This window comes from Desulfosporosinus sp. SYSU MS00001, from assembly GCF_049943955.1.
In the GTDB taxonomy this organism is placed as follows: Bacteria; Bacillota; Desulfitobacteriia; order Desulfitobacteriales; family Desulfitobacteriaceae; genus Desulfosporosinus.
In genome coordinates this window covers 541276-560091 of record NZ_JBNFTW010000001.1, presented here as the reverse complement: position 1 = coordinate 560091, position 18816 = coordinate 541276, and the positions used below count along the sequence as shown (strand labels likewise).

Here is an 18816-nt window from a genome sequence, read left to right as displayed (position 1 = left end):
TTTCTCTTAAACAATTTATTGTTCTGTCTTTATTCTACTACAATTAAACTAACCCATAGGGCTAATTTGTCAGTGGATCTACTTCAATATTTAATATAATACCATTACTCGCCGAAGTCTTGAAAAAATCTCGTATTCCCTGGTGTAAAAGTTCTCTCAGTTCCTCAAGATTTATCCCGCGCACCGAAATTTGCCAGCGCCATTGGTTTTTCAGCCTCGCTAAAACGGCTTGTGCCGGACCAAGGATATCTAAATCAGTATTTCCAAGTTTAGGATTGCACATTCTTTCTTTCAAGCAGGCCCCTAAACTATTTGCTCCCAAAATAACTCGTTCCTCCTTGTCATGAAGCAGCAGGACGCGAATGATATGGGTAAAAGGAGGATATTTTCGGCCCTTGCGATAGCGAATCTCTTCCCAAAAAAACCCCTCATAATCATGATGGGAAGCCTTCTCAATGGCACTGTCTCCCGGAGTATACGTTTGAATAATAACTTCACCCGCTTTTTCGCTTCGCCCGGCTCTGCCGGCAACTTGAGTTAATAGCTGAAAGGTCCGCTCTTTAGCTCTGAAATCCGGCATATTAAGCATTTGGTCAGCTGCGATAACCCCTACTAAAGTTACATTCGGAAAATCCAGACCCTTCGCCATCATTTGGGTCCCTACAAGAATTGACGCCTTCTGCCGGCGAAAACTTTCCAAGATCGTCGTGTGGGCTTCTCGATTGCGAGTCGTATCAAAATCCAACCGAAGAATTGATGTTTCCGGCAATAGTGCCTGCAGTTCCTCCTCAACCCTCTGAGTTCCTTGCCCAAAAAAGCGAATATACCGACTCCCGCATTTGGGGCACGTCAACGGCGGCTGTTCTTTATGATCACAATAATGACAACGCATGGACTGGCCTTGACTATGATACGTTAAAGCCACATCACAGTTAGGGCAGCTTACCACATAGCCGCATTCACGACAAACCACAAAGGTGGAATACCCTCTGCGGTTGAGGAAGAGCATCGCTTGCTCGCCTAGTTCTAATCGCTCACGGAGTTTTTGCTGCAAGACTTTGGAGAAGATACTTCGATTTCCCTGCATCAATTCTTTGCGCATGTCCACGATTTCAACGGGGGGTAATTGACTATGACCAATGCGCCGAGACATGGTTACTAAACGAATTTTACCGGCTTTCGCCGCAGCGTAAGCCTCTAAAGAAGGTGTTGCACTACCAAGCAGAACCACCCCGCCGGCCTGCTCCATTCTTTTGCGGGCCACATCACGAGCATGGTATTTAGGATTCTCGTCTTGTTTATAAGCGCCGTCATGCTCCTCATCTAAAATAATAAGCTGCAAATTGGCCAAGGGAGCAAATACTGCCGAACGCGCGCCAATCACAATTCTCTTTGTCCCTTGCAGAATTTCTTCCCAAGCTTGCATTTTTTCATTAGCACGCAACCCTGAATGTAAAATGATCACATTCTCACCGAATTGTGCCTGAAAATAACGAGCCACCTGAGCAGTTAAGGAAATTTCCGGGACTAAGAGAATCGCATCACCACCCCGAGAAAGTACTTGGGCAATTAATTCCCGATAAACTTCAGTTTTTCCGCTTCCCGTCACCCCGTGCAGTAAAATAGTCTCACATGAGCCCTCTCTTAAAGAAGTCATAACGTCCTTCACAGCCGCTTCCTGTTCTGCGGATAAGTTGAACGTTCTTTCGCTAAACTCTTGCGGCCTATTCACTTTCTTCTCTCGTCTCTGTCCAACTCCCATGGAAATAAACCGGTATCCTTGCTTAATCATACCTTTTTCGATGAGCAGCTCAACTGTCTCTTCAGAAATATGGGCTCGTTTGATAAAGATATTCCGCGAAATCTCTTTATGGCGGGTCCGGGCAAGCACTTCGATCCCTCGAAAGGCCTCTTCATTGAGCCAGCGAAGAGTCTGAACATCTGAATCTTCCGGTGAGGCGAGAAGGAATAACCGCTTCTCCATCTTGCCTTTAAAAAGTGGCCAAACTGTATGTAAGCTTTGGGCCATAGAACAAAGTGTTGCTTTAGCCAGCCAATGCGCTAATTCAATAAGATCCGGCGGGACAAGACTGTGTTCGTCTATGATTTCCAGAACCGGTTTGAGGGGGGTCCTCTCCAATTCCTCCGGCAAGTCTGATGTTATACCAACAACAAGCCCTTGGACCTTACGTTTTTGGAGATTTACGAGCACTCTCATCCCGATCTTTAAGTTTAAATGCTCCGGAATAAGATAGTGATAGCTTTGATCTAAGCGTCGGTTAGCTACATCAAGCAGGACCTCAGCATAACGTAACATGACGACGCCTCCTTATCTGCAAAAAAACTTCAATCCCAATTCTTTTCAAGACACCTCCCTTATTTTATCATATTACTTGCTTCTAATATAATTAAAAGATTTTTCTATACTCCATCGGGTAAGAAATGCATAAAACTCTTGTCAAACCAATGTGAATTATGATATGCTCTTTACAGCAAAAAAACCTTTAAACCTTTAAATTAGTCCCGTGAGGCTAAGAAGGAAATGGCGGACCATGAATGTATATGGACACCTCTTTCTTGCTTGCGGGCAGGAAAGAGGTTTTTTAGTGCCAAAGAGGAGGTATAACGATATCAACCGAAACCCAAATTAATAAGGGAAACATCGACTGCAAGGAAGATTCCTTCAGAGTAAACCTGAGAGTTTACATGCCTGCAAGGCATTAAGTTGAATTAGGAGGATGACAGTTATGAAAGAAGTTCAAATTAATGAAAGATTACCACTAACACGAGCAATACCTTTAGGGGTTCAACATTTGTTTGCTATGACCGGTTCTACGATTCTAGTCCCCTTCCTTGTAGGTTTAAGTCCTGCAACGGCCCTATTTTGTTCCGGTATTGGTACTATTGTATTCTTACTTCTAACACGCAGCAAAGTTCCAGCCTATCTCGGTTCGTCTTTCGCCTTTATCGCAAGTTTAACCGCATTTATTAAAGATCAGCATGATCTTGGCGGAGCAATGGCGGGAGTTTTGTCAGTTGGTTTAGCATACATTTTAATATTTATTATACTCCGTTTATTTGGTACGAAATGGATCAACAAACTCATTCCCCCCGTCGTTGCAGGAAGCGTCGTAGCAATTATCGGATTAAGCTTAACCCCAACAGCAGTTTCGATGGCTAGTGCAAATTGGATCATCGCCATATTTACTTTAGCAGTGGCAACTCTAGTTAGTGTATATGGAAAAGGGTTTTCTAAAGTTATACCAATTCTTATTGCGATTGTCGCAGGATACATCCTTGCTGGATTTATGGGATTAGTCGATTCAGCTAAGATTATGGCATCATTTAAAACCCCATTTGTCTTGCCTTTCCAAAGCTTCGGCGCAATCCACTTGAATGTGACCGCCATTATTACTTTTGCTCCATTAGCACTTATAACATTGATCGAAGATTTAGGACACATGATGATTCTTAGCAACATCACGCATACTGATATAATTGAAGACCCGGGTTTTGATAAAGTCGTCTTAGGAAACGGTCTAGCAACAGGTATTGCCAGTTTATTCGGTGGTGTTCCGCTTACGACCTACGCAGAAAATATCGGAGTCTTAGCGATAACCAAGGTATACAGCTCCTTGAACCTTTGGATCGCAGCGATTGCCGCGATCATCCTAAGTACCTTTAACCCCTTGCAGGCCTTAATTATGTCTATCCCAACCCCTGTTATGGGTGGTGTTGTAATCCTACTGTTCGGAATGATCGGTGCAGCCGGACTAAGAACATTAATCGAGGCCAAAGTGGATTTCTCCAAAAACAAGAACCTTATTATCGCTGCGGTAATCTTCGCCCTAGGAATCGGGTTAACCAATCATGGTATTATGTTCGCTACTCTAGCAGGCATTTTCTTGAATCTTGTCCTAAAGGATGAAAAAGAAGAAAATTCCTTGAGTTCTACTAAAGAGGCCGCAAAATAATAGGGTTAATGATGCTATTCTAACATAAAAACAGAGCCTAGCAGGGGAGTTAACCTTCGCTAGGCTCTGTTTTTATGTCTTAAACTTCCCTTTACTGGATAACAAATAGTTTTGAGGAAATAATATCACCTGAGGTTTTGGATACTCATACAAACCACTTTCTTGGAGGAATTTTACATGAAAAAATTTATTTGTACAGTTTGTGGCTATGTTCATGAAGGTAATAATCCACCGGAAGTTTGTCCTATTTGTAAAGCAAGCAAAGACAAATTTAAAGAAATGACCACTGAACTAAACTTCGCTGATGAACATAGGATTGGAGTGGCAGCATCCGGATGTGACGATGAATTATTGGAAGGATTAAGAGCTAATTTTATGGGTGAATGCACTGAGGTTGGCATGTATCTTGCGATGTCCCGCCAAGCTGATCGTGAAGGTTATCCTGAGGTTGCTGAAGCTTATAAGAGAATTGCCTGGGAAGAAGCAGAGCATGCTTCAAAATTTGCCGAACTCCTGGGTGAAGTCGTGGTTGCTGATACTAAAGCAAATTTATCTGCTAGAGTTGAGGCTGAATATGGGGCTTGTGAAGGCAAAAAGAAACTTGCCACAATAGCTAAGCAGAATAACTTGGATGCCATTCACGACACAGTCCATGAAATGTGTAAAGATGAAGCCAGACATGGCAAAGCTTTTAGAGGCTTACTCGATAGATATTTTAGTAAATGAGACATCTTAAGTGAAAGTGATCTCGCTTACGCTAAAGCTGAACATCGGGGCTTCAGATACAATAATGTCCAGTGGACATTATTGCCGAGACGCCTTTCCCAAGAGGAATACTTAGCGGCGAAGGAGGACTCTACCCCACCTGAAGTTAACGAAGGACCCACCCCACTTATAGAAGTGGGGGTCTTAAAAACCGGATAAATCATAAAGGAGTGTGTATTAGTGCAAAGAATCAATTGCAGTGCAACAACTTGTTCACATAATAAAAGTGGTATTTGCTATTCAAATAGGGTTGATATCGGGGGCGTTACTGCTTCTACTGAGAGCGGAACGGTATGTGGTTCATTCTTAAATAAATATGAGTACAGTAGTTTAACAAATAATACAAACTCTTCAGGGCCATGTGATGCCCTTACTTGTAATGTGGTGAGCTGCAAACATAATGATAATAAGCTTTGTAATTTGGATTCTATTCAAGTGTCTGGTAATGAAGCTCAAATATATACTGAAACAGAATGTTCCAGCTTTAACGACAACGATAAATAAATAGTCACTCTTCTCAGGACAATGACATTAGATCATTGTTAACAACTTTTCGTCGCAGCGCAATTTTTCCGGGAACACCTTCAATTTAATTACAACAAAGGCCGTGGGAAAACCAGTTTCCAACACGGCCTTTGTTATATTATTGGAAAGTATAACCTTTAGTTAATTACTTCTTCTAGCCTACTCTGCGGCCAACGACTTCGCGTTCGCAAAGGCTCATCACTACAACAAAGGCAGATTAAGTTCCCGCATAGCCTTCTCCATAACTGCCTGATCCTGAGCTCTGATAACAACGCGGGCTTGTTCGTTTTCTTTTTCCACAAACGCATACATGTACTCAATAACAACATCGTGTTTAACCAATTGATTAAGCACTTCGGCAAGTCCCCCGGTCCGATCTGGAACCTTAAGTACCCATACGTGGGTTAATGAGACAACAACCTTACGTTCGCGCAATTTTTCCGTAGTAAGTTCCGGATCATCGACGATAATACGCAGAACTCCGAAATCCTTTGTATCCGCTAAGGACAGGGCACGCAAATTTACCTTAAGTTCTGCAAGAAGACTGACGACCTCAGCTAAACGTCCTTTAGCGTTCTCCAGAAAAATAGATAATTGTAACATAAATTTACCTCCCTATCGACGTTTATCAATAACACGAACTGCTTTCCCTTCACTCCGCGGGATACTTTTAGGTTCTACTAAGCGAAGACGAATGGAAATGCCTAAGATTTCTTCAATTTTACGTTGTAAACGTTCCTGGCGTCCCTCTAACTCGCGGACTTCATCAAAGAAGCTGGTGTCATTGACTTCAACCTGTACTTCCAACTGATCCAAATTTCCCGTACGTTCTACAATAAGTAAATAATGGGGCTCAAACCCACCGAAGGACAGGATTGCTTCTTCAACTTGACTTGGGAAAACATTGACACCTCGAATGATCAGCATATCATCCACCCGTGCTGAAACACGTTCCATTTTCCAGCCCGTATGTCCGCAGGAACAAGTCCCATAGTGCAGTGTCGTCAGATCCTTGGTTCGATAACGTAATACCGGAAAGCCCTCTTTATCTATACTTGTTATAACCAATTCACCCTGGATACCTTCCGCAACGGGATTCCCGTCAGGGCCCAACACTTCAGGATAAAAATGTTCATCAATATGCAAGCCATCATGAGCGGGACATTCCATAGCTACTCCCGGACCCATAGTTTCACTTAAGCCATATATGTCATAAGCCTTAATTCCCAGTCGAGCTTCGATCTGTTCCCTCATACCCTCTGTCCAGGGCTCGGCTCCAAAAACTCCAATTCTTAACTTCAACTCTTCACGTGAAATCCCCGATTCCTCAAGGCTTTCTGCCAGATACAAAGCGTAAGATGGAGTACACGCCAACACTGTCGTTCCAAAGTCTCGCATTAACATAAGTTGACGAGCCGTATTCCCGCCTGAAATAGGAACAACCACCGCACCTAATTCCTCACAACCATAATGCAGACCCATTCCTCCCGTAAACAATCCATATCCATAGGCAATCTGAACAACATCCTTAGGAGTAACACCCGCTCTCCGAAGTTCGTTGGCGACAATTTTGGACCAAAGCTGAATATCACGTTTAGTATATCCCACTACAGTCGGTTTTCCTGTCGTCCCAGACGAAGCATGAAGCCGAACAATATTTTCCATAGGTTCTGCGAAGAGGCCAAAGGGATAATTTTGGCGCAATTCTTCCTTTGTTGTCAGCGGTAGTTTTTGAAAGTCCCTAAGAGAGTGAATATCCTCAGCCTGATGAATCCCTAGTTTTCGAAACCTCTCTTGATAATAAGGAATCGGTAATACACGATCTACCGTCCTACGCAGGCCTTCCAGCCACTGTTTTTCCATTTCTACCATCCCTCTTTACCCATTATTTTTTAGCCTTTGTCATTATGCTATTGAGTATTACAACGGTCCCTCTTTTATAACTGCTATAATACAGTTTGCCTTATAATACCTAATTCTCTAACATTCTGTCAAGGAAACTTTAGGATAATAACATATTCACTGGGGCAGAGGTTTAAAGAAAACTTGGCTGACGCAGGCGGCTGCCTAATTGCCCTTATGCTTAGAAAGTATATTACGCAAGTTTATACGTTCTGACAGTATGAAAAATAATAGTTGCAGCTATGAAAGAAGGAGTCCCTCTCATAACATGATTGGAACTCCTCTAAAAGGACTCGGTCAATTTAAAGGCCGGCAAGTTTTTTCAAAACGTCAGCTTTATCGGTTCTTTCCCAAGGAAGATCAAGGTCGATTCTTCCGAAATGCCCATATGCCGCTGTCTGACGATAAATCGGGCGTCGAAGGTTCAGACTCTTGATAATTCCCGCAGGACGGAGATCAAAGGTTTGCATGACCAATTCAACAATTTTCTCATCCGGTATCTTTCCGGTACCGAAAGTTTCAATAGAAACAGAAACAGGACGGGCAACACCAATGGCGTAGGCAATCTGAATCTCACAACGGTCCGCAAATCCCGCTGCAACAACGTTTTTTGCCACATATCGGGCGGCATAGGCAGCAGAACGGTCAACCTTTGTGGGGTCCTTCCCGGAAAAAGCGCCGCCGCCATGGCGAGCCATTCCTCCATAGGTGTCAACAATAATTTTTCGCCCCGTTAAGCCGCAATCCCCTTGCGGCCCTCCGATAACAAAACGCCCTGTAGGATTGATGAAATATTTTGTCTCTTCATTGAGCAATTCCTTGGGGACTGTCGGATAAACGACGTACTGAAGCAAATCCCGGCGGATTTGTTCTTGGGTAACATCCGGATGGTGTTGGGTGGAAATAACAATAGTATCAACACGCACCGGCTTATTTCCTTCATATTCCACTGTGACTTGGGTTTTACCGTCCGGCCGTAAATAGCCTAAAAGTTCAGTTTTCCGAACTTCCGTTAAACGACGGGCTAAGCGATGGGCCAAGTCAATAGGGACCGGCATATAACTTTCAGTTTCATTCGTTGCATAACCAAACATCATACCTTGATCGCCAGCACCAATTGCCTCTATATCAAGATCTGACATTTCCCCTGTTTTGGATTCCAAGGCCTGATTGACCCCTAAGGCTATATCAGCGGATTGTTCTCCAATAGAGGTTAAAACGGCGCAGGTATCAGCATCGAAGCCATATTTGGCACGAGTATAACCTACTTCCCGAATGGTTTCACGAACAACATGCGGGATATCAACATAACAAGATGTTGTAATCTCACCGCTGACAAGAACTAATCCGGTCGTTACCATAGTTTCGCAGGCAACACGCGCATTAGGATCTTGAGCAAAAATCGCATCAAGAATGGCATCCGATATTTGGTCGCAAATCTTATCAGGATGCCCTTCGGTTACGGACTCTGAGGTAAACAACTTTTTTGTCATCAACATATCACTCCTTTACTTTAACTCCAAGGAGGTTAACAATCTCCTTAACGAGATGTCGAGCAACCTCAAGCTTGCTCATCTGAGGAAAATCTATTTTTCTTCCATCAGGAAAGAGAAAACTAACAATATTTGTGGGACTCCCAAACCCTGCCCCTTCCTTTGTAACATCATTAGCCACGAGAAGGTCAACATTCTTGCGCTGCATTTTTTCCTGGGCGTTAGCTAAGAGGTTTTCGGTTTCAGCAGCAAAACCAATTAAAACCTGAGTCGTCTTCTCTCGTCCTAGTTCAGCAAGAATATCCGGATTAGGGACTAATTCAAGGGTTCGCCCTGAGCCATCTTTTTTGATTTTTTGCTCCGCCTGCACTGCAGGACGATAATCGGCAACTGCAGCTGCTTTAACAATAATTTCAACATCCGCAAAACGCGACAGGACTTCGTCACGCATTTGCCTTGCCGTTTGCACAGACACTCGGGTAACTCCCTGAGGAACTGGCAAATCTGTTGGCGCGCTAACGAGTATTGTCTCAGCACCGGCTTCTTGCAAAGCTTGGGCTACAGCATAACCCATACGCCCGGAACTGCGATTGCCTAAATAACGAACAGGATCTATAGGTTCTTGAGTTCCACCCGCAGTCACAAGAGCTTTCTTTCCTTTTAAGCAAGTACTTAGTTCAAAAAAACGCAGGAGCGTCTCCACAATCTCTTCCGGCTGACTCATGCGGCCGTCTCCCTCGGAACCACAGGCCTGAAAACCTGAATCAGGTCCAATGAAACGTATCCCCCGATCCTGAAGGATTGCCAGATTCTTTTGGGTTGCAGGATGATGATACATGGCATGATTCATAGCCGGGGCCACAAAGATCGGTGCTCTTGTCGCCAGCAAAACGGTTGATAGAAAATCATCAGCTAATCCCATGGCCATTTTAGCTAAAATATTTGCCGTTGCCGGCGCAACAATTACAGCATCTGCCAACTCCGCTAAAGCTATATGTTCAACATTCCATACTTTTGGTTCTTCAAACAAGTCAATATAGACAGGATTTGCAGACAAGCTTCTTAAGGTTAGCGGGGTTATAAATTCCGTCGCTGATGGTGTCATCACAACATGAACATCAGCATGCAGCTTTCGCAAACGACTTACTATCTCAGCCGTTTTATAAGCCGCAATCCCTCCGGAAACTCCAACCAGAATCTTGCTGCCTGCTAACATAGTGTATGCTCGTCAGGAATACATTCATAAGCACTCGTTGATCTAGAAATCTCTTCGAGAGATATACTTACGGATTTGACCCCCCTCGCCAAATCTTCATGCTTCCCTTCTTCCATAATTGCCCGTGCCCGCTTAGCGACCACAATAACCAGCGTATACTTGCTGTCAACCTTTTCCATCAGTTTATCTAGTGACGGTTGTTTCATCAGGATTCCCCCTTAAAGACGAACGGTTTTCGTTTAACCCGGCATTTTTCGGCAATAATGATACTCTTTAATTTATCAACAGCCACAGGAACTTCGTCATTAACAACAACATAATCATATTCACTGACGTATTCCAATTCCTGTATGGCAGTAGCTAAACGCTTTTGAATGACTTCCTCAGTCTCAGTACCTCGTTTATGTATACGCTCTGAGAGTACATCGAGGGAAGGCGGAACAATAAAGGTAAATACTCCCTGAGGAAAGCGCTTTTTAATCTGCAAAGCGCCTTGGATTTCGATCTCCAGAATAACATCCTGGCCGTCCATAATTGCCTGCTCTACAGCAAACCTAGGCGTACCATAATAGTTTTCACAAAACTGAGCCCATTCCAGCAATTCATCTCTGGCGATCATAGCTTCGACGTCTTCCCGGGAACGGAAAAAATAGTGAACCCCGTCCACTTCACCAGGACGCGGCGAGCGTGTCGTCAACGAAACGGAATAGTTTAAATTTGGCATCTGCCGCAGTAATTCTTTACATAAAGTTCCTTTCCCTGCTCCTGAAGGACCTGAAAGGACGATTAATAACCCATGACTTTTCTCCACACTACACCCCTAATCCGCCGGATCATCTACATGATTGCTGGACTCTTTGGTGGAAAGGCGATGTGCCACAGTCTCAGGCTGGACTGCAGAAAGAATAACATGATGACTGTCACAAATAATGACCGCACGTGTACGCCGGCCATAAGTCGCATCAATCAACATGCCCGCATCACGCGCCTCTTGAATGATCCGCTTGATTGGGGCAGATTCCGGACTCACAATCGAGATAATTCGGTTGGCAGATACTATATTACCAAAACCAATATTAATAAGCTTAATGTCCAAAATGAATCCTCCATTACTCTAAATTTTGAATCTGCTCACGTACTTTTTCGAGCTCGCTTTTAACGATAACAACCTGTTTTCCAATAATTAAATCATTGGCTTTAGACCCAATGGTATTGATTTCCCGGTTCATCTCTTGTACCAAAAAATCCAGTTTACGCCCCACTGAATCAGGGCTGTTCAACGCCTCGCGGCTTTGAGCCAAATGGCTGTCAAAACGAACCAATTCCTCAGTAATTGATGCGCGGTCTGCAAAATAAGCCACTTCATTCGCCAAGCGAACCGGATCCAATTCTACACCGCCTAATAACGTTTGAATCCGTTCCTGAAGACGTTCTTGATAGTCGGTCACAACATAAGGCGCTCGTTCAGAAATAAGACGCAAATGCTCTGCCAGTTGATCCAATCTTTGCAGAAGATCGCAGGTTAACTTTTCTCCTTCAGCCCGGCGCATTTGTCCGAAACCCTCGGTTGCTTTCATCAGTGCCTCTGCACAAACATCCCATAGGGTATCCCCCTCGATTTCCGGTTCCTGAACTGAAAGCACTTCGGGCAAAGCCACTAAGCGATAAATATCCGTATCATAGGCCGTATGCAGAGCTGAGGCGAGATCCTTCAATGCCTTATCATACGACAGTGCCAATTCTTTGTCAACCTTCGCTAATCTCATTTTTTCTTCAGTTTCCACGATATTAATATGTACTTCAATCCGTCCGCGCTTGAATTTTTCTTGTAACGTTTTACGGACACGTTCTTCAAATTCCGCAAAATTCCGCGGCAGACGAACAACGATTTCTAAAAAGCGATGATTGACTGCTTTCAGCTCCACAGAAAACTGATAACCACAGCCACTCACTTCTCCCCGTCCAAATCCTGTCATGCTATATGCCATACTTAACCCGGCGAATCAAAACAGCCAGGCTTTTCACCCCTTTATAGTTGATGTCCTTACTATATTATAACAGATCAACGAATAACTTTCCTAGTGAATCAAAGATAGAAACCCGGACTAGGAGCTAAGCAAAATCGCATCTCCCGGCGAAGATGCGATTAAATGTTTTTTGTCTCAGCTTTCTAACCATTCTCCTTTAAACACGTAAGCCGCAGGACCAGTCATATAAACATGATTGTCAGGCCCCCATTCTATCAATAAATCCCCACCTGGCAAATGAACCGTTGCAGAACGTTCAGTCTTTTGATTAAGTACGGCAGCAACCAAGGAAGCACAAGCGCCTGTTCCACAGGCAAGGGTTGGCCCGGCTCCCCGCTCCCACACCTTCATCGTCATCTCCGTCGCTGAATCAATCCGAATAAACTCCACATTCGTTTTACGCGGAAACAAAGTATGGCTCTCGATTGCCGGTCCTAGACGTTCAAAGTCCAGAGTTGAATAGTCATCGACAAAAATGACACAATGAGGATTTCCCATTGAAACGGCAGTATAGGAAAATGTTTTTCCCAAGGCTTCAAGGGACTGGCCGACCACAGGTTCTCCAACACCAAGAACCGGAATAAGATCCGCTTTTAAAATAGGCTCACCCATGTCAACCCTTACTCCACGAACCTGCCCGTTTTCGATATCAAGTCCCAAAGTTAAGACCCCGGCAAGAGTCTCCACCCGCATGGGGTTTCGGGAGACAATTCCTTGATCATAGACGTACCGTGCAAAACAGCGGATACCGTTACCGCACATTTCCGGTTCTGATCCGTCTGAATTAATAATGCGCATCCGAGCGTCAGCAACTTGGGAAGGAAGAATGACAATTAATCCATCTCCCCCGATTCCAAATTGACGGTGGCAGAGTTTCTGGGCTAGCTGCGGATAATCTGCCTCTTCCTTCGGTGTATGAGAAAAATGATCCAGGAAAACAAAATCATTCCCCAGACCATGCATTTTTACAAAGTTCATTATGCTTGCTCCCCTCGCAGAATTTAGTCCCTAATATAAATCTTAAAACATTCGCAGAGAACTCATTCAGCTAAAGCTGAACATCTGGGCTTCGGTGCCGAAAGCACCTTACAAGCCCATAACAAATGCTTACGCGCTGAAGGATGGACTCTTCTCCCACCGAAGCGAGGTATGGGAACAACCCCCACTTATAGGGATAAAAGAATCTCCTTGCTTAGTATACCTAAAACGTTTAGATGGAGTTACCTCCATCTAAATCAAAAGTCTAGTATAGTTTACGTTATATCTCATTAAAGGATACTACGCAAGATAAAGGGGGTCAAGCTATTGAGTCAAGTATACACGGTTTATCCTTTGGCTATCGACGGTTTGCCCTGCCAGTTGTTTTTGAGAAGGCGGGCCAGACCAATTAGAATTGAAGGGCCTCCGGCTACGCAAAGAATTAAAATCCATTGCCAGCTGTGCAGGGCTGTCGTCTTAAAGATAGCTTGTAAAGGCGGCAGATAAATGACACTCAGCTGCATCAGTGTCGAAACCAACACCGCCCCAACTAAGTAAGGGTTTGAAAAAAGTCCTACTTCAAAGATACCTCGTTCTTCAGAGCGACAATCAAAAACATGGAATAATTGAGAGAACACCAGCGTACTAAAGGCCATAGTTCGAGCCCCTAACATATTGGCTCCCATAAAGAGGCCAGCGACAAAAACGAAAAGTGTACCCAAACCTATCAAAGTTCCCCTGATGCCTATTTTACGAGCCAGTCCGCGGGCAAAAATGCTTTCTCCCGGGATTCTCGGAGGACGATTCATAATTTCCGGCTCCGCTCCGTCAACTCCCAGGGCCATGGCAGGCAAGCCATCGGTTACAAGATTTACCCACAAAATTTGAATGGGCAGGAGAGGCAGGGGCAGCCCGACAAGCGTTGCTAAAAACATGGTTAAAACCTCTCCCAGATTACAGGAAAGCAAGTAGCGGATAAACTTGCGGATATTATCATAAATTCCCCGTCCTTCTTCCACTGCGGCAACAATGGTCGCAAAGTTATCATCGCCTAAAACCATAGAAGACGCTTCTTTGGTAACATCTGTCCCGGTCACACCCATAGACACTCCAATATCTGCTTCCTTGACCGCTGGTGCATCATTAACGCCATCGCCGGTCATAGCAACAACTTGGCCCTGGTTTTTCAAGGCTCTCACGATTCTTAATTTGTCTTTTGGGGTTACCCGGGCATAAACGGAAATATCCATAACCCTTTGGCTGAGATCCTGATCAGACATTCGCTCCAATTCTTCCCCTGAGATTACTCCGTCCTTCCCTTTGAGAATCCCTAATTCATGTCCTACTGCTTCAGCCGTCAGACGATGATCTCCCGTAATCATAACTGGCTTAACTCCCGCCTGCCGGCATAATTTAATTGCCCGAACTGCACTGGGACGCGGCGGGTCAATCATGCCCAATAAACCGACGAAAGTTAACCCCTGTTCAATCCCCTCATCATGCATCTCATATTCCGTTAACGATTTTTCTGCGACTGCCAGAACGCGCAGAGCATGCCTGGCCATTTCATCATTGGCCCGCATAATGCTTTGCCTGCGTGCGGAAGATAACTCCACAACACCTTCCGAGGTTAATTCCTGCTTACAAAGCTGGACAATTTTGTCTGGTGCCCCCTTAACATAAGCTCTGGGTCCATGCTTTGTCTTATATACCACGCTCATTCGTTTGCGGTCTGAATCGAAGGGCAATTCTCCAATCCGCTCTTCTTTTCGTTCCAATACCTCACGCCAGATTCCTGCCTTAGCCGCTGCAACCAAAATCGCGCCTTCAGTAGGGTCACCTTCAATTCCCCAGGGAGCATCATTAGCTTTAGAGCGAAAGAGGCCTGCAACTTGAGCTCCCTTTTTCGTTAAGATGGCATTATTACATAAAGCGGCAATTTTTAAGCCTTCATGAAGAGGATCTTTTTCTTTCTCGGGATCGGCACCATAAAAATCCCCCTTGGGATCATAACCTTGACCGGAAACGGTAATTTTTCTGCCATCCGAATAAATTTGACGCACGGTCATTTCATTTTGGGTTAAGGTCCCAGTCTTGTCGGAACAAATCACTGTCGCACAGCCCAAGGTTTCCACTGCAGGAAGTTTGCGAATAATTGCCTGCCGCTTTACCATTCGTTGAACCCCGACGGCCAAGGCCACAGTGACAATAGCCGGTAAACCCTCGGGAATAGCCGCAACGGCCAGAGATACTCCTGTAAAGAACATCTTATAAAAATCTTCACCCCGCAAAATCCCTGTAGCCACTACGACTAAACAAACAAGAACACTAATTAAGACTAACCATTTTCCCAATTCCGCCAAACGTTTTTGTAAAGGGGTTTCTTCCTCTTCCACACTCTGAATCATCCCCGCGATAACACCCATCTCTGTATCCATACCTGTCGCCACGACGACACCGGCCCCTCGGCCGTTGACGACAGAAGTCCCCATATAGCCCATGTTTCGTCGATCAGCCATGGGGGTCAATTCATCGATAAGAGGTGCGATACTCTTACTCACAGGATGAGATTCTCCCGTTAGGGCAGATTCTTCCACTTGAATGTTGACGGCCTGAATCCAGCGCACATCGGCAGGAATGCGATCACCTGCTTCCAAAAGTACGATGTCCCCGGGGACAAGCTCGGCTGCCGGAATTCGCTGCTCAAGGCCTTCCCTTAGAACCCGCGCCTCCGGAGCCGTGAGGGAACGTAAGGATTCCATAGAACGCTCGGCACGAAATTCCTGAATAAAGCCCAAAATTGCATTGACAATCAGAATTGTTAAAATCGTAACTGCATCTGCTATTTCTCCCAAAAGTCCTGAGACTACTGTTGCTGCCAATAAGACCAAAACCATAAAATCTTTAAACTGACCCAAGAACAGAAAAACAGGATGAACTCCCTTTTTTGCTGCCAGGACATTTTTCCCGACTTCTTGCAAGCGCTTCTGAACTTCTTTAACATTTAACCCTTTGCCTGGATGCACATTCAATACCTTGGCCACATCAACCCAAGGCAGTACATGCCATGATTGTTGACGCATGTCTTAATCTCCTCCTCTTACCCAAAGAACTTAGCTCCTTACTCTTTGTCCATTTCGTAGTACATGCTTATTCCGAAGACCGCTGAAAAATGCCTCCGATGTCCAAGTGTGTTATACTAAAAACAATTCGCCCCCCACCGAAGCAAGGTAGGGGAACCACTCCCACTTGTGGAAGCGGGAGTCTGACGATTGGATGAAAGGAGATCCCTCATGGCCTTAGACGGTGTGACCCTCGCCTATTTAGTAAAGGAACTTGCTCCCCAGCTCAAAGGAGCACGTATAGATAAAATCTTTCAACCTGAAAAAGAAGAAATCCATCTTCAGTTGAGGCTGAGCCAAGGCAATAGGAGACTCTTGCTTAACGCTGGCGCTACCTCTCCACGCTTTCACTTGACTGCTGAAAGCAAAAAAAACCCCCCTTCTCCGCCCATGTTCTGCATGATCCTGCGCAAACATCTCGAAGGAGGAAAAATAGCCAGTGTCTCCCAAGTAGAGCTGGAGCGAGTCATCACCTTTGAAATTCAAAACTACAACGACCGCGGTGATCTCGTTACACTCCATCTCTATTTAGAAATCATGGGTAAGCACAGTAATTTAATTCTGGTGGATCAGGGTAGCGGAACAATCCTCGACGGACTTAAACGCTATTCTCACGCCCTTAGCCGCTACCGTGAAGTACTTCCCGGGCGCACCTATCTTGCACCTCCCTCTCAAGGGAAGAAACCTCCCTTTAAAGATGAAGAACTCTGGCGACAGACTTTCTCCTTCGACGATCTCGACCGAAAGATCACAAAACTGCTCCTTACCCATTTCGCAGGAGTCAGTCCGGAATTGGCCCTGGAAATTGCCATTCAAGCCGGCTTATCTGCTGATACTTACCTCCATCAGTGTGGGGACATTGATTTTTCAAGGCTTTTTCAAGCCTATCAAAGGTTATGCAACCCCGAAGATAAGACGGAAATCCAGCCCTGTCTCTACTATCCTCCTCAACCTAAATTACCTCCTATCGCCTTTACCTTTATTCCTTTTCAACAATACCAAACCTTAAAAAAAGTAAGTTTCGATTCTTTAAACGAGACTATTCAGTGCTTTTATAGCGCCAAATCCGTCACCAATAATCTTGAAGCTAAACGTGGCTCACTACGAAAAATCGTCCAAGAACAGCAAACCCATCTTCATAAGAAGCTAAACGTCTATGGAGAAGCCATATCCGAAGCAAATTCCAATCTTGCCTATCAGCGCTGGGGTGAACTCCTCACAGCCAACCTGCATCGAATTGTCTCCAGATCGAAGGAGGTTAGCGTTGAAGATTATTATGACCCCGCTCTTTCATCAGTTCTAATACCCCTTGATCCCCATCTTAGTGCCATCGACAATGCTCAGCGTTACTACAAACTGTATAACAAAGCAAAGGCCACATTAATGAAAACCCAGCAGTTTCAAGAAGCTGCCCTTGATGAAACCAATTATTTGAATTCCCTGCAAGTCAGTCTTGATCAGGCTTCCACTCTTTCTGAACTTGAAGAAATTTATGTCGAACTTATGGAACAAGGCTACGTTGCAGGTAAACATTTGCTCAAGGACACTTTTAAATCGAACAAAAACGGATCAAAATCAAAGTCGCGACAGAAACCCAAGGTTAAATCCTCCAAAGAAATGCCTCATCCTCGCATCTATCGCTCAAGCCAAGACAGAATCATCTATGTTGGGAAAAATAATGCTCAAAACGATTGGCTCTCGTTGCGCAAAGGAAAACCTAATGATCTGTGGCTGCATGTCAAACAGATCCCCGGTTCTCATGTCCTGGTTCCCCTCGAGGAGGGAGAAGAGTTTCCTGACGATGCTACGTTAGAAGAAGCAGCTGCTTTAGCCATTTTTTACAGCCAGTCAAGAGGTTCTTCCCAGGTTCCCGTCGATTATACCCATGTAAAGCAACTTAAAAAGCCCAACTCTGCCAAGCCTGGTATGGTCGTCTACGAGCAGAATTGGACCTTATATCTTACCCCCAAGCCAGAAATCCTGGAACGATTACTGGCAACAGAAGAAGCAATAGAGTGATTGAATAGAAGGATACACCCCCACTTATAAAAGTGGAGGTCTTAAAAACCGGATAAAAAAAACAGCGCAGTAATTTCTTAAGTGAAATTTCTGCGCTTGTTTTTTATCTAGGGAGAACCTTTTCAATACAAAGAAGTTCAGGAGGATTATTGGCCTGATTGGTCAAGCAAATATGAGCAACATTAAAGGCTTTTTGATTCAATGTTGCGGCAAAGACGGCGAGAGCTTCTTGCTCCTCTTTTCCCCGTTCATGTCCCGGGTAGATAACCAATAAAATAAGGCCGTCAGGCTCCAGAAGATCTAAACATTTCTGAACAGCTTGAAGTGTAGTATCCTTTTTGGTTGTTATTTCATGATCTCCTTTAGGAAGATAGCCAAGATTAAACATAAATAAGCGGATTGGCTCCTTGATGTAAGAATCCATTGTCTCATGACCATCAAGAATTAAGACAGCTCTGTCCAGAAGCTTTAATTTCTGCAGCTTCTCGCGGGTTTTACTAATTGCCTCTTCTTGAATATCGAAAGCATAAACCTTTCCTTCTTCTCCAACTAAATCGCATAAGAAAGCAGTATCATTGCCGTTACCCATTGTGCAATCAGCCGCTTTGTCTCCCTGCTTTAATTTTAACTGACAAATTTGCTTTGCTAAATCAACAACGTTCTTAAACATGTTCCTTTTGTCATTCAAGAATAATCACTTCTTCATTAAAAATTCACACGACTGAAGTGAACTTGTTATGTATAATTATACTCGAGAAAACTATGATAACAAGTTTCCGGCTCAATCCCCAAATG

At 44.4% G+C, this 18816-nt stretch carries 16 protein-coding genes; 4 read left to right on the top strand and 12 right to left on the bottom strand.

Annotated elements, in window-relative coordinates:
• Positions 1-61: 61 nt before the first annotated feature.
• Entirely contained in the window at positions 62-2317 is a 2256-nt protein-coding gene (gene priA, locus ACPUYX_RS02660) for a replication restart helicase PriA (protein ID WP_426378175.1), read from the bottom strand.
• A 430-nt stretch (positions 2318-2747) separates the two neighbouring features.
• Between priA and ACPUYX_RS02655 the strand changes: the two genes are divergently transcribed.
• The 3 genes from ACPUYX_RS02655 (at position 2748) to ACPUYX_RS02645 (ending at position 5243) form a co-directional block, all read left to right on the top strand.
• On the top strand, positions 2748-3974 hold the full coding sequence (locus ACPUYX_RS02655) for a solute carrier family 23 protein (RefSeq protein ID WP_426378318.1): 1227 nt from the start codon (positions 2748-2750) through the stop codon (positions 3972-3974).
• A gap of 177 nt (positions 3975-4151) precedes the next feature.
• Positions 4152-4700: an NADH peroxidase gene (locus tag ACPUYX_RS02650; protein WP_426378174.1), complete on the top strand. Its 549-nt coding sequence runs from the start codon at positions 4152-4154 to the stop codon at positions 4698-4700.
• Between the two features lie 219 nt (positions 4701-4919).
• Positions 4920-5243: a DUF1540 domain-containing protein gene (locus ACPUYX_RS02645; protein ID WP_426378173.1), complete on the top strand. Its 324-nt coding sequence runs from the start codon at positions 4920-4922 to the stop codon at positions 5241-5243.
• 222 nt (positions 5244-5465) lie between these two features.
• On the opposite strand, the gene ACPUYX_RS02640 is transcribed toward ACPUYX_RS02645, so the two are convergent.
• From ACPUYX_RS02640 to ACPUYX_RS02595, 10 genes are all read right to left on the bottom strand, one after another.
• A complete protein-coding gene (locus ACPUYX_RS02640) occupies positions 5466-5867 on the bottom strand; it encodes an ACT domain-containing protein (RefSeq protein ID WP_088187638.1) in 402 nt (133 codons plus the stop codon).
• A 12-nt stretch (positions 5868-5879) separates the two neighbouring features.
• Positions 5880-7127, bottom strand: coding sequence for a phenylacetate--CoA ligase family protein (locus ACPUYX_RS02635; protein ID WP_426378172.1), 1248 nt, complete (start codon positions 7125-7127; stop codon positions 5880-5882).
• Between the two features lie 341 nt (positions 7128-7468).
• Positions 7469-8659, bottom strand: a complete 1191-nt coding sequence (gene metK / locus ACPUYX_RS02630; protein ID WP_088228502.1) for a methionine adenosyltransferase — start codon at positions 8657-8659, stop codon at positions 7469-7471.
• A 7-nt stretch (positions 8660-8666) separates the two neighbouring features.
• On the bottom strand, positions 8667-9875 hold the full coding sequence (gene coaBC / locus ACPUYX_RS02625) for a bifunctional phosphopantothenoylcysteine decarboxylase/phosphopantothenate--cysteine ligase CoaBC (RefSeq protein WP_426378171.1): 1209 nt from the start codon (positions 9873-9875) through the stop codon (positions 8667-8669).
• Positions 9869-10081, bottom strand: coding sequence for a DNA-directed RNA polymerase subunit omega (gene rpoZ, locus ACPUYX_RS02620; protein ID WP_426378170.1), 213 nt, complete (start codon positions 10079-10081; stop codon positions 9869-9871). The genes coaBC and rpoZ overlap by 7 nt, the downstream gene beginning before the upstream one ends.
• Positions 10081-10686, bottom strand: coding sequence for a guanylate kinase (gene gmk / locus ACPUYX_RS02615; RefSeq protein WP_426378169.1), 606 nt, complete (start codon positions 10684-10686; stop codon positions 10081-10083). Before gmk ends, rpoZ begins: the two co-directional genes overlap by 1 nt.
• Before the next feature lie 9 nt (positions 10687-10695).
• Entirely contained in the window at positions 10696-10971 is a 276-nt protein-coding gene (remA, locus tag ACPUYX_RS02610) for an extracellular matrix/biofilm regulator RemA (protein ID WP_426378168.1), read from the bottom strand.
• Between the two features lie 13 nt (positions 10972-10984).
• Positions 10985-11863: a YicC/YloC family endoribonuclease gene (locus ACPUYX_RS02605; protein ID WP_426378167.1), complete on the bottom strand. Its 879-nt coding sequence runs from the start codon at positions 11861-11863 to the stop codon at positions 10985-10987.
• Between the two features lie 174 nt (positions 11864-12037).
• Positions 12038-12880 (bottom strand): diaminopimelate epimerase, encoded by an 843-nt coding sequence (gene dapF / locus ACPUYX_RS02600; protein WP_426378166.1) that lies wholly within the window; start codon positions 12878-12880, stop codon positions 12038-12040.
• A 347-nt stretch (positions 12881-13227) separates the two neighbouring features.
• Positions 13228-15963 (bottom strand): calcium-transporting P-type ATPase, PMR1-type, encoded by a 2736-nt coding sequence (locus ACPUYX_RS02595; RefSeq protein ID WP_426378165.1) that lies wholly within the window; start codon positions 15961-15963, stop codon positions 13228-13230.
• Between the two features lie 210 nt (positions 15964-16173).
• Between ACPUYX_RS02595 and ACPUYX_RS02590 the strand changes: the two genes are divergently transcribed.
• Positions 16174-18021 (top strand): Rqc2 family fibronectin-binding protein, encoded by a 1848-nt coding sequence (locus ACPUYX_RS02590; RefSeq protein WP_426378317.1) that lies wholly within the window; start codon positions 16174-16176, stop codon positions 18019-18021.
• Positions 18022-18124: 103 nt separating this feature from the next.
• Here the strand turns inward: ACPUYX_RS02590 and ACPUYX_RS02585 are convergent, their stop codons facing one another.
• Positions 18125-18691: a class I SAM-dependent methyltransferase gene (locus ACPUYX_RS02585; RefSeq protein WP_426378316.1), complete on the bottom strand. Its 567-nt coding sequence runs from the start codon at positions 18689-18691 to the stop codon at positions 18125-18127.
• Between the last annotated feature and the right edge of the window lie 125 nt (positions 18692-18816).

Coding starts and splice junctions, on each gene's coding strand:
- metK (WP_088228502.1), bottom strand. CDS start 8,659: ATGACAAAAAAGTTGTTTACCTCAGAGTCCGTAACCGAAGGGCATCCT.
- ACPUYX_RS02650 (WP_426378174.1), top strand. CDS start 4,152: ATGAAAAAATTTATTTGTACAGTTTGTGGCTATGTTCATGAAGGTAAT.
- ACPUYX_RS02605 (WP_426378167.1), bottom strand. CDS start 11,863: ATGGCATATAGCATGACAGGATTTGGACGGGGAGAAGTGAGTGGCTGT.
- ACPUYX_RS02585 (WP_426378316.1), bottom strand. CDS start 18,691: ATGTTTAAGAACGTTGTTGATTTAGCAAAGCAAATTTGTCAGTTAAAA.
- ACPUYX_RS02640 (WP_088187638.1), bottom strand. CDS start 5,867: ATGTTACAATTATCTATTTTTCTGGAGAACGCTAAAGGACGTTTAGCT.
- ACPUYX_RS02635 (WP_426378172.1), bottom strand. CDS start 7,127: ATGGAAAAACAGTGGCTGGAAGGCCTGCGTAGGACGGTAGATCGTGTA.
- ACPUYX_RS02655 (WP_426378318.1), top strand. CDS start 2,748: ATGAAAGAAGTTCAAATTAATGAAAGATTACCACTAACACGAGCAATA.
- dapF (WP_426378166.1), bottom strand. CDS start 12,880: ATGAACTTTGTAAAAATGCATGGTCTGGGGAATGATTTTGTTTTCCTG.
- coaBC (WP_426378171.1), bottom strand. CDS start 9,875: ATGTTAGCAGGCAGCAAGATTCTGGTTGGAGTTTCCGGAGGGATTGCG.
- rpoZ (WP_426378170.1), bottom strand. CDS start 10,081: ATGAAACAACCGTCACTAGATAAACTGATGGAAAAGGTTGACAGCAAG.
- ACPUYX_RS02590 (WP_426378317.1), top strand. CDS start 16,174: ATGGCCTTAGACGGTGTGACCCTCGCCTATTTAGTAAAGGAACTTGCT.
- priA (WP_426378175.1), bottom strand. CDS start 2,317: ATGTTACGTTATGCTGAGGTCCTGCTTGATGTAGCTAACCGACGCTTA.
- ACPUYX_RS02595 (WP_426378165.1), bottom strand. CDS start 15,963: ATGCGTCAACAATCATGGCATGTACTGCCTTGGGTTGATGTGGCCAAG.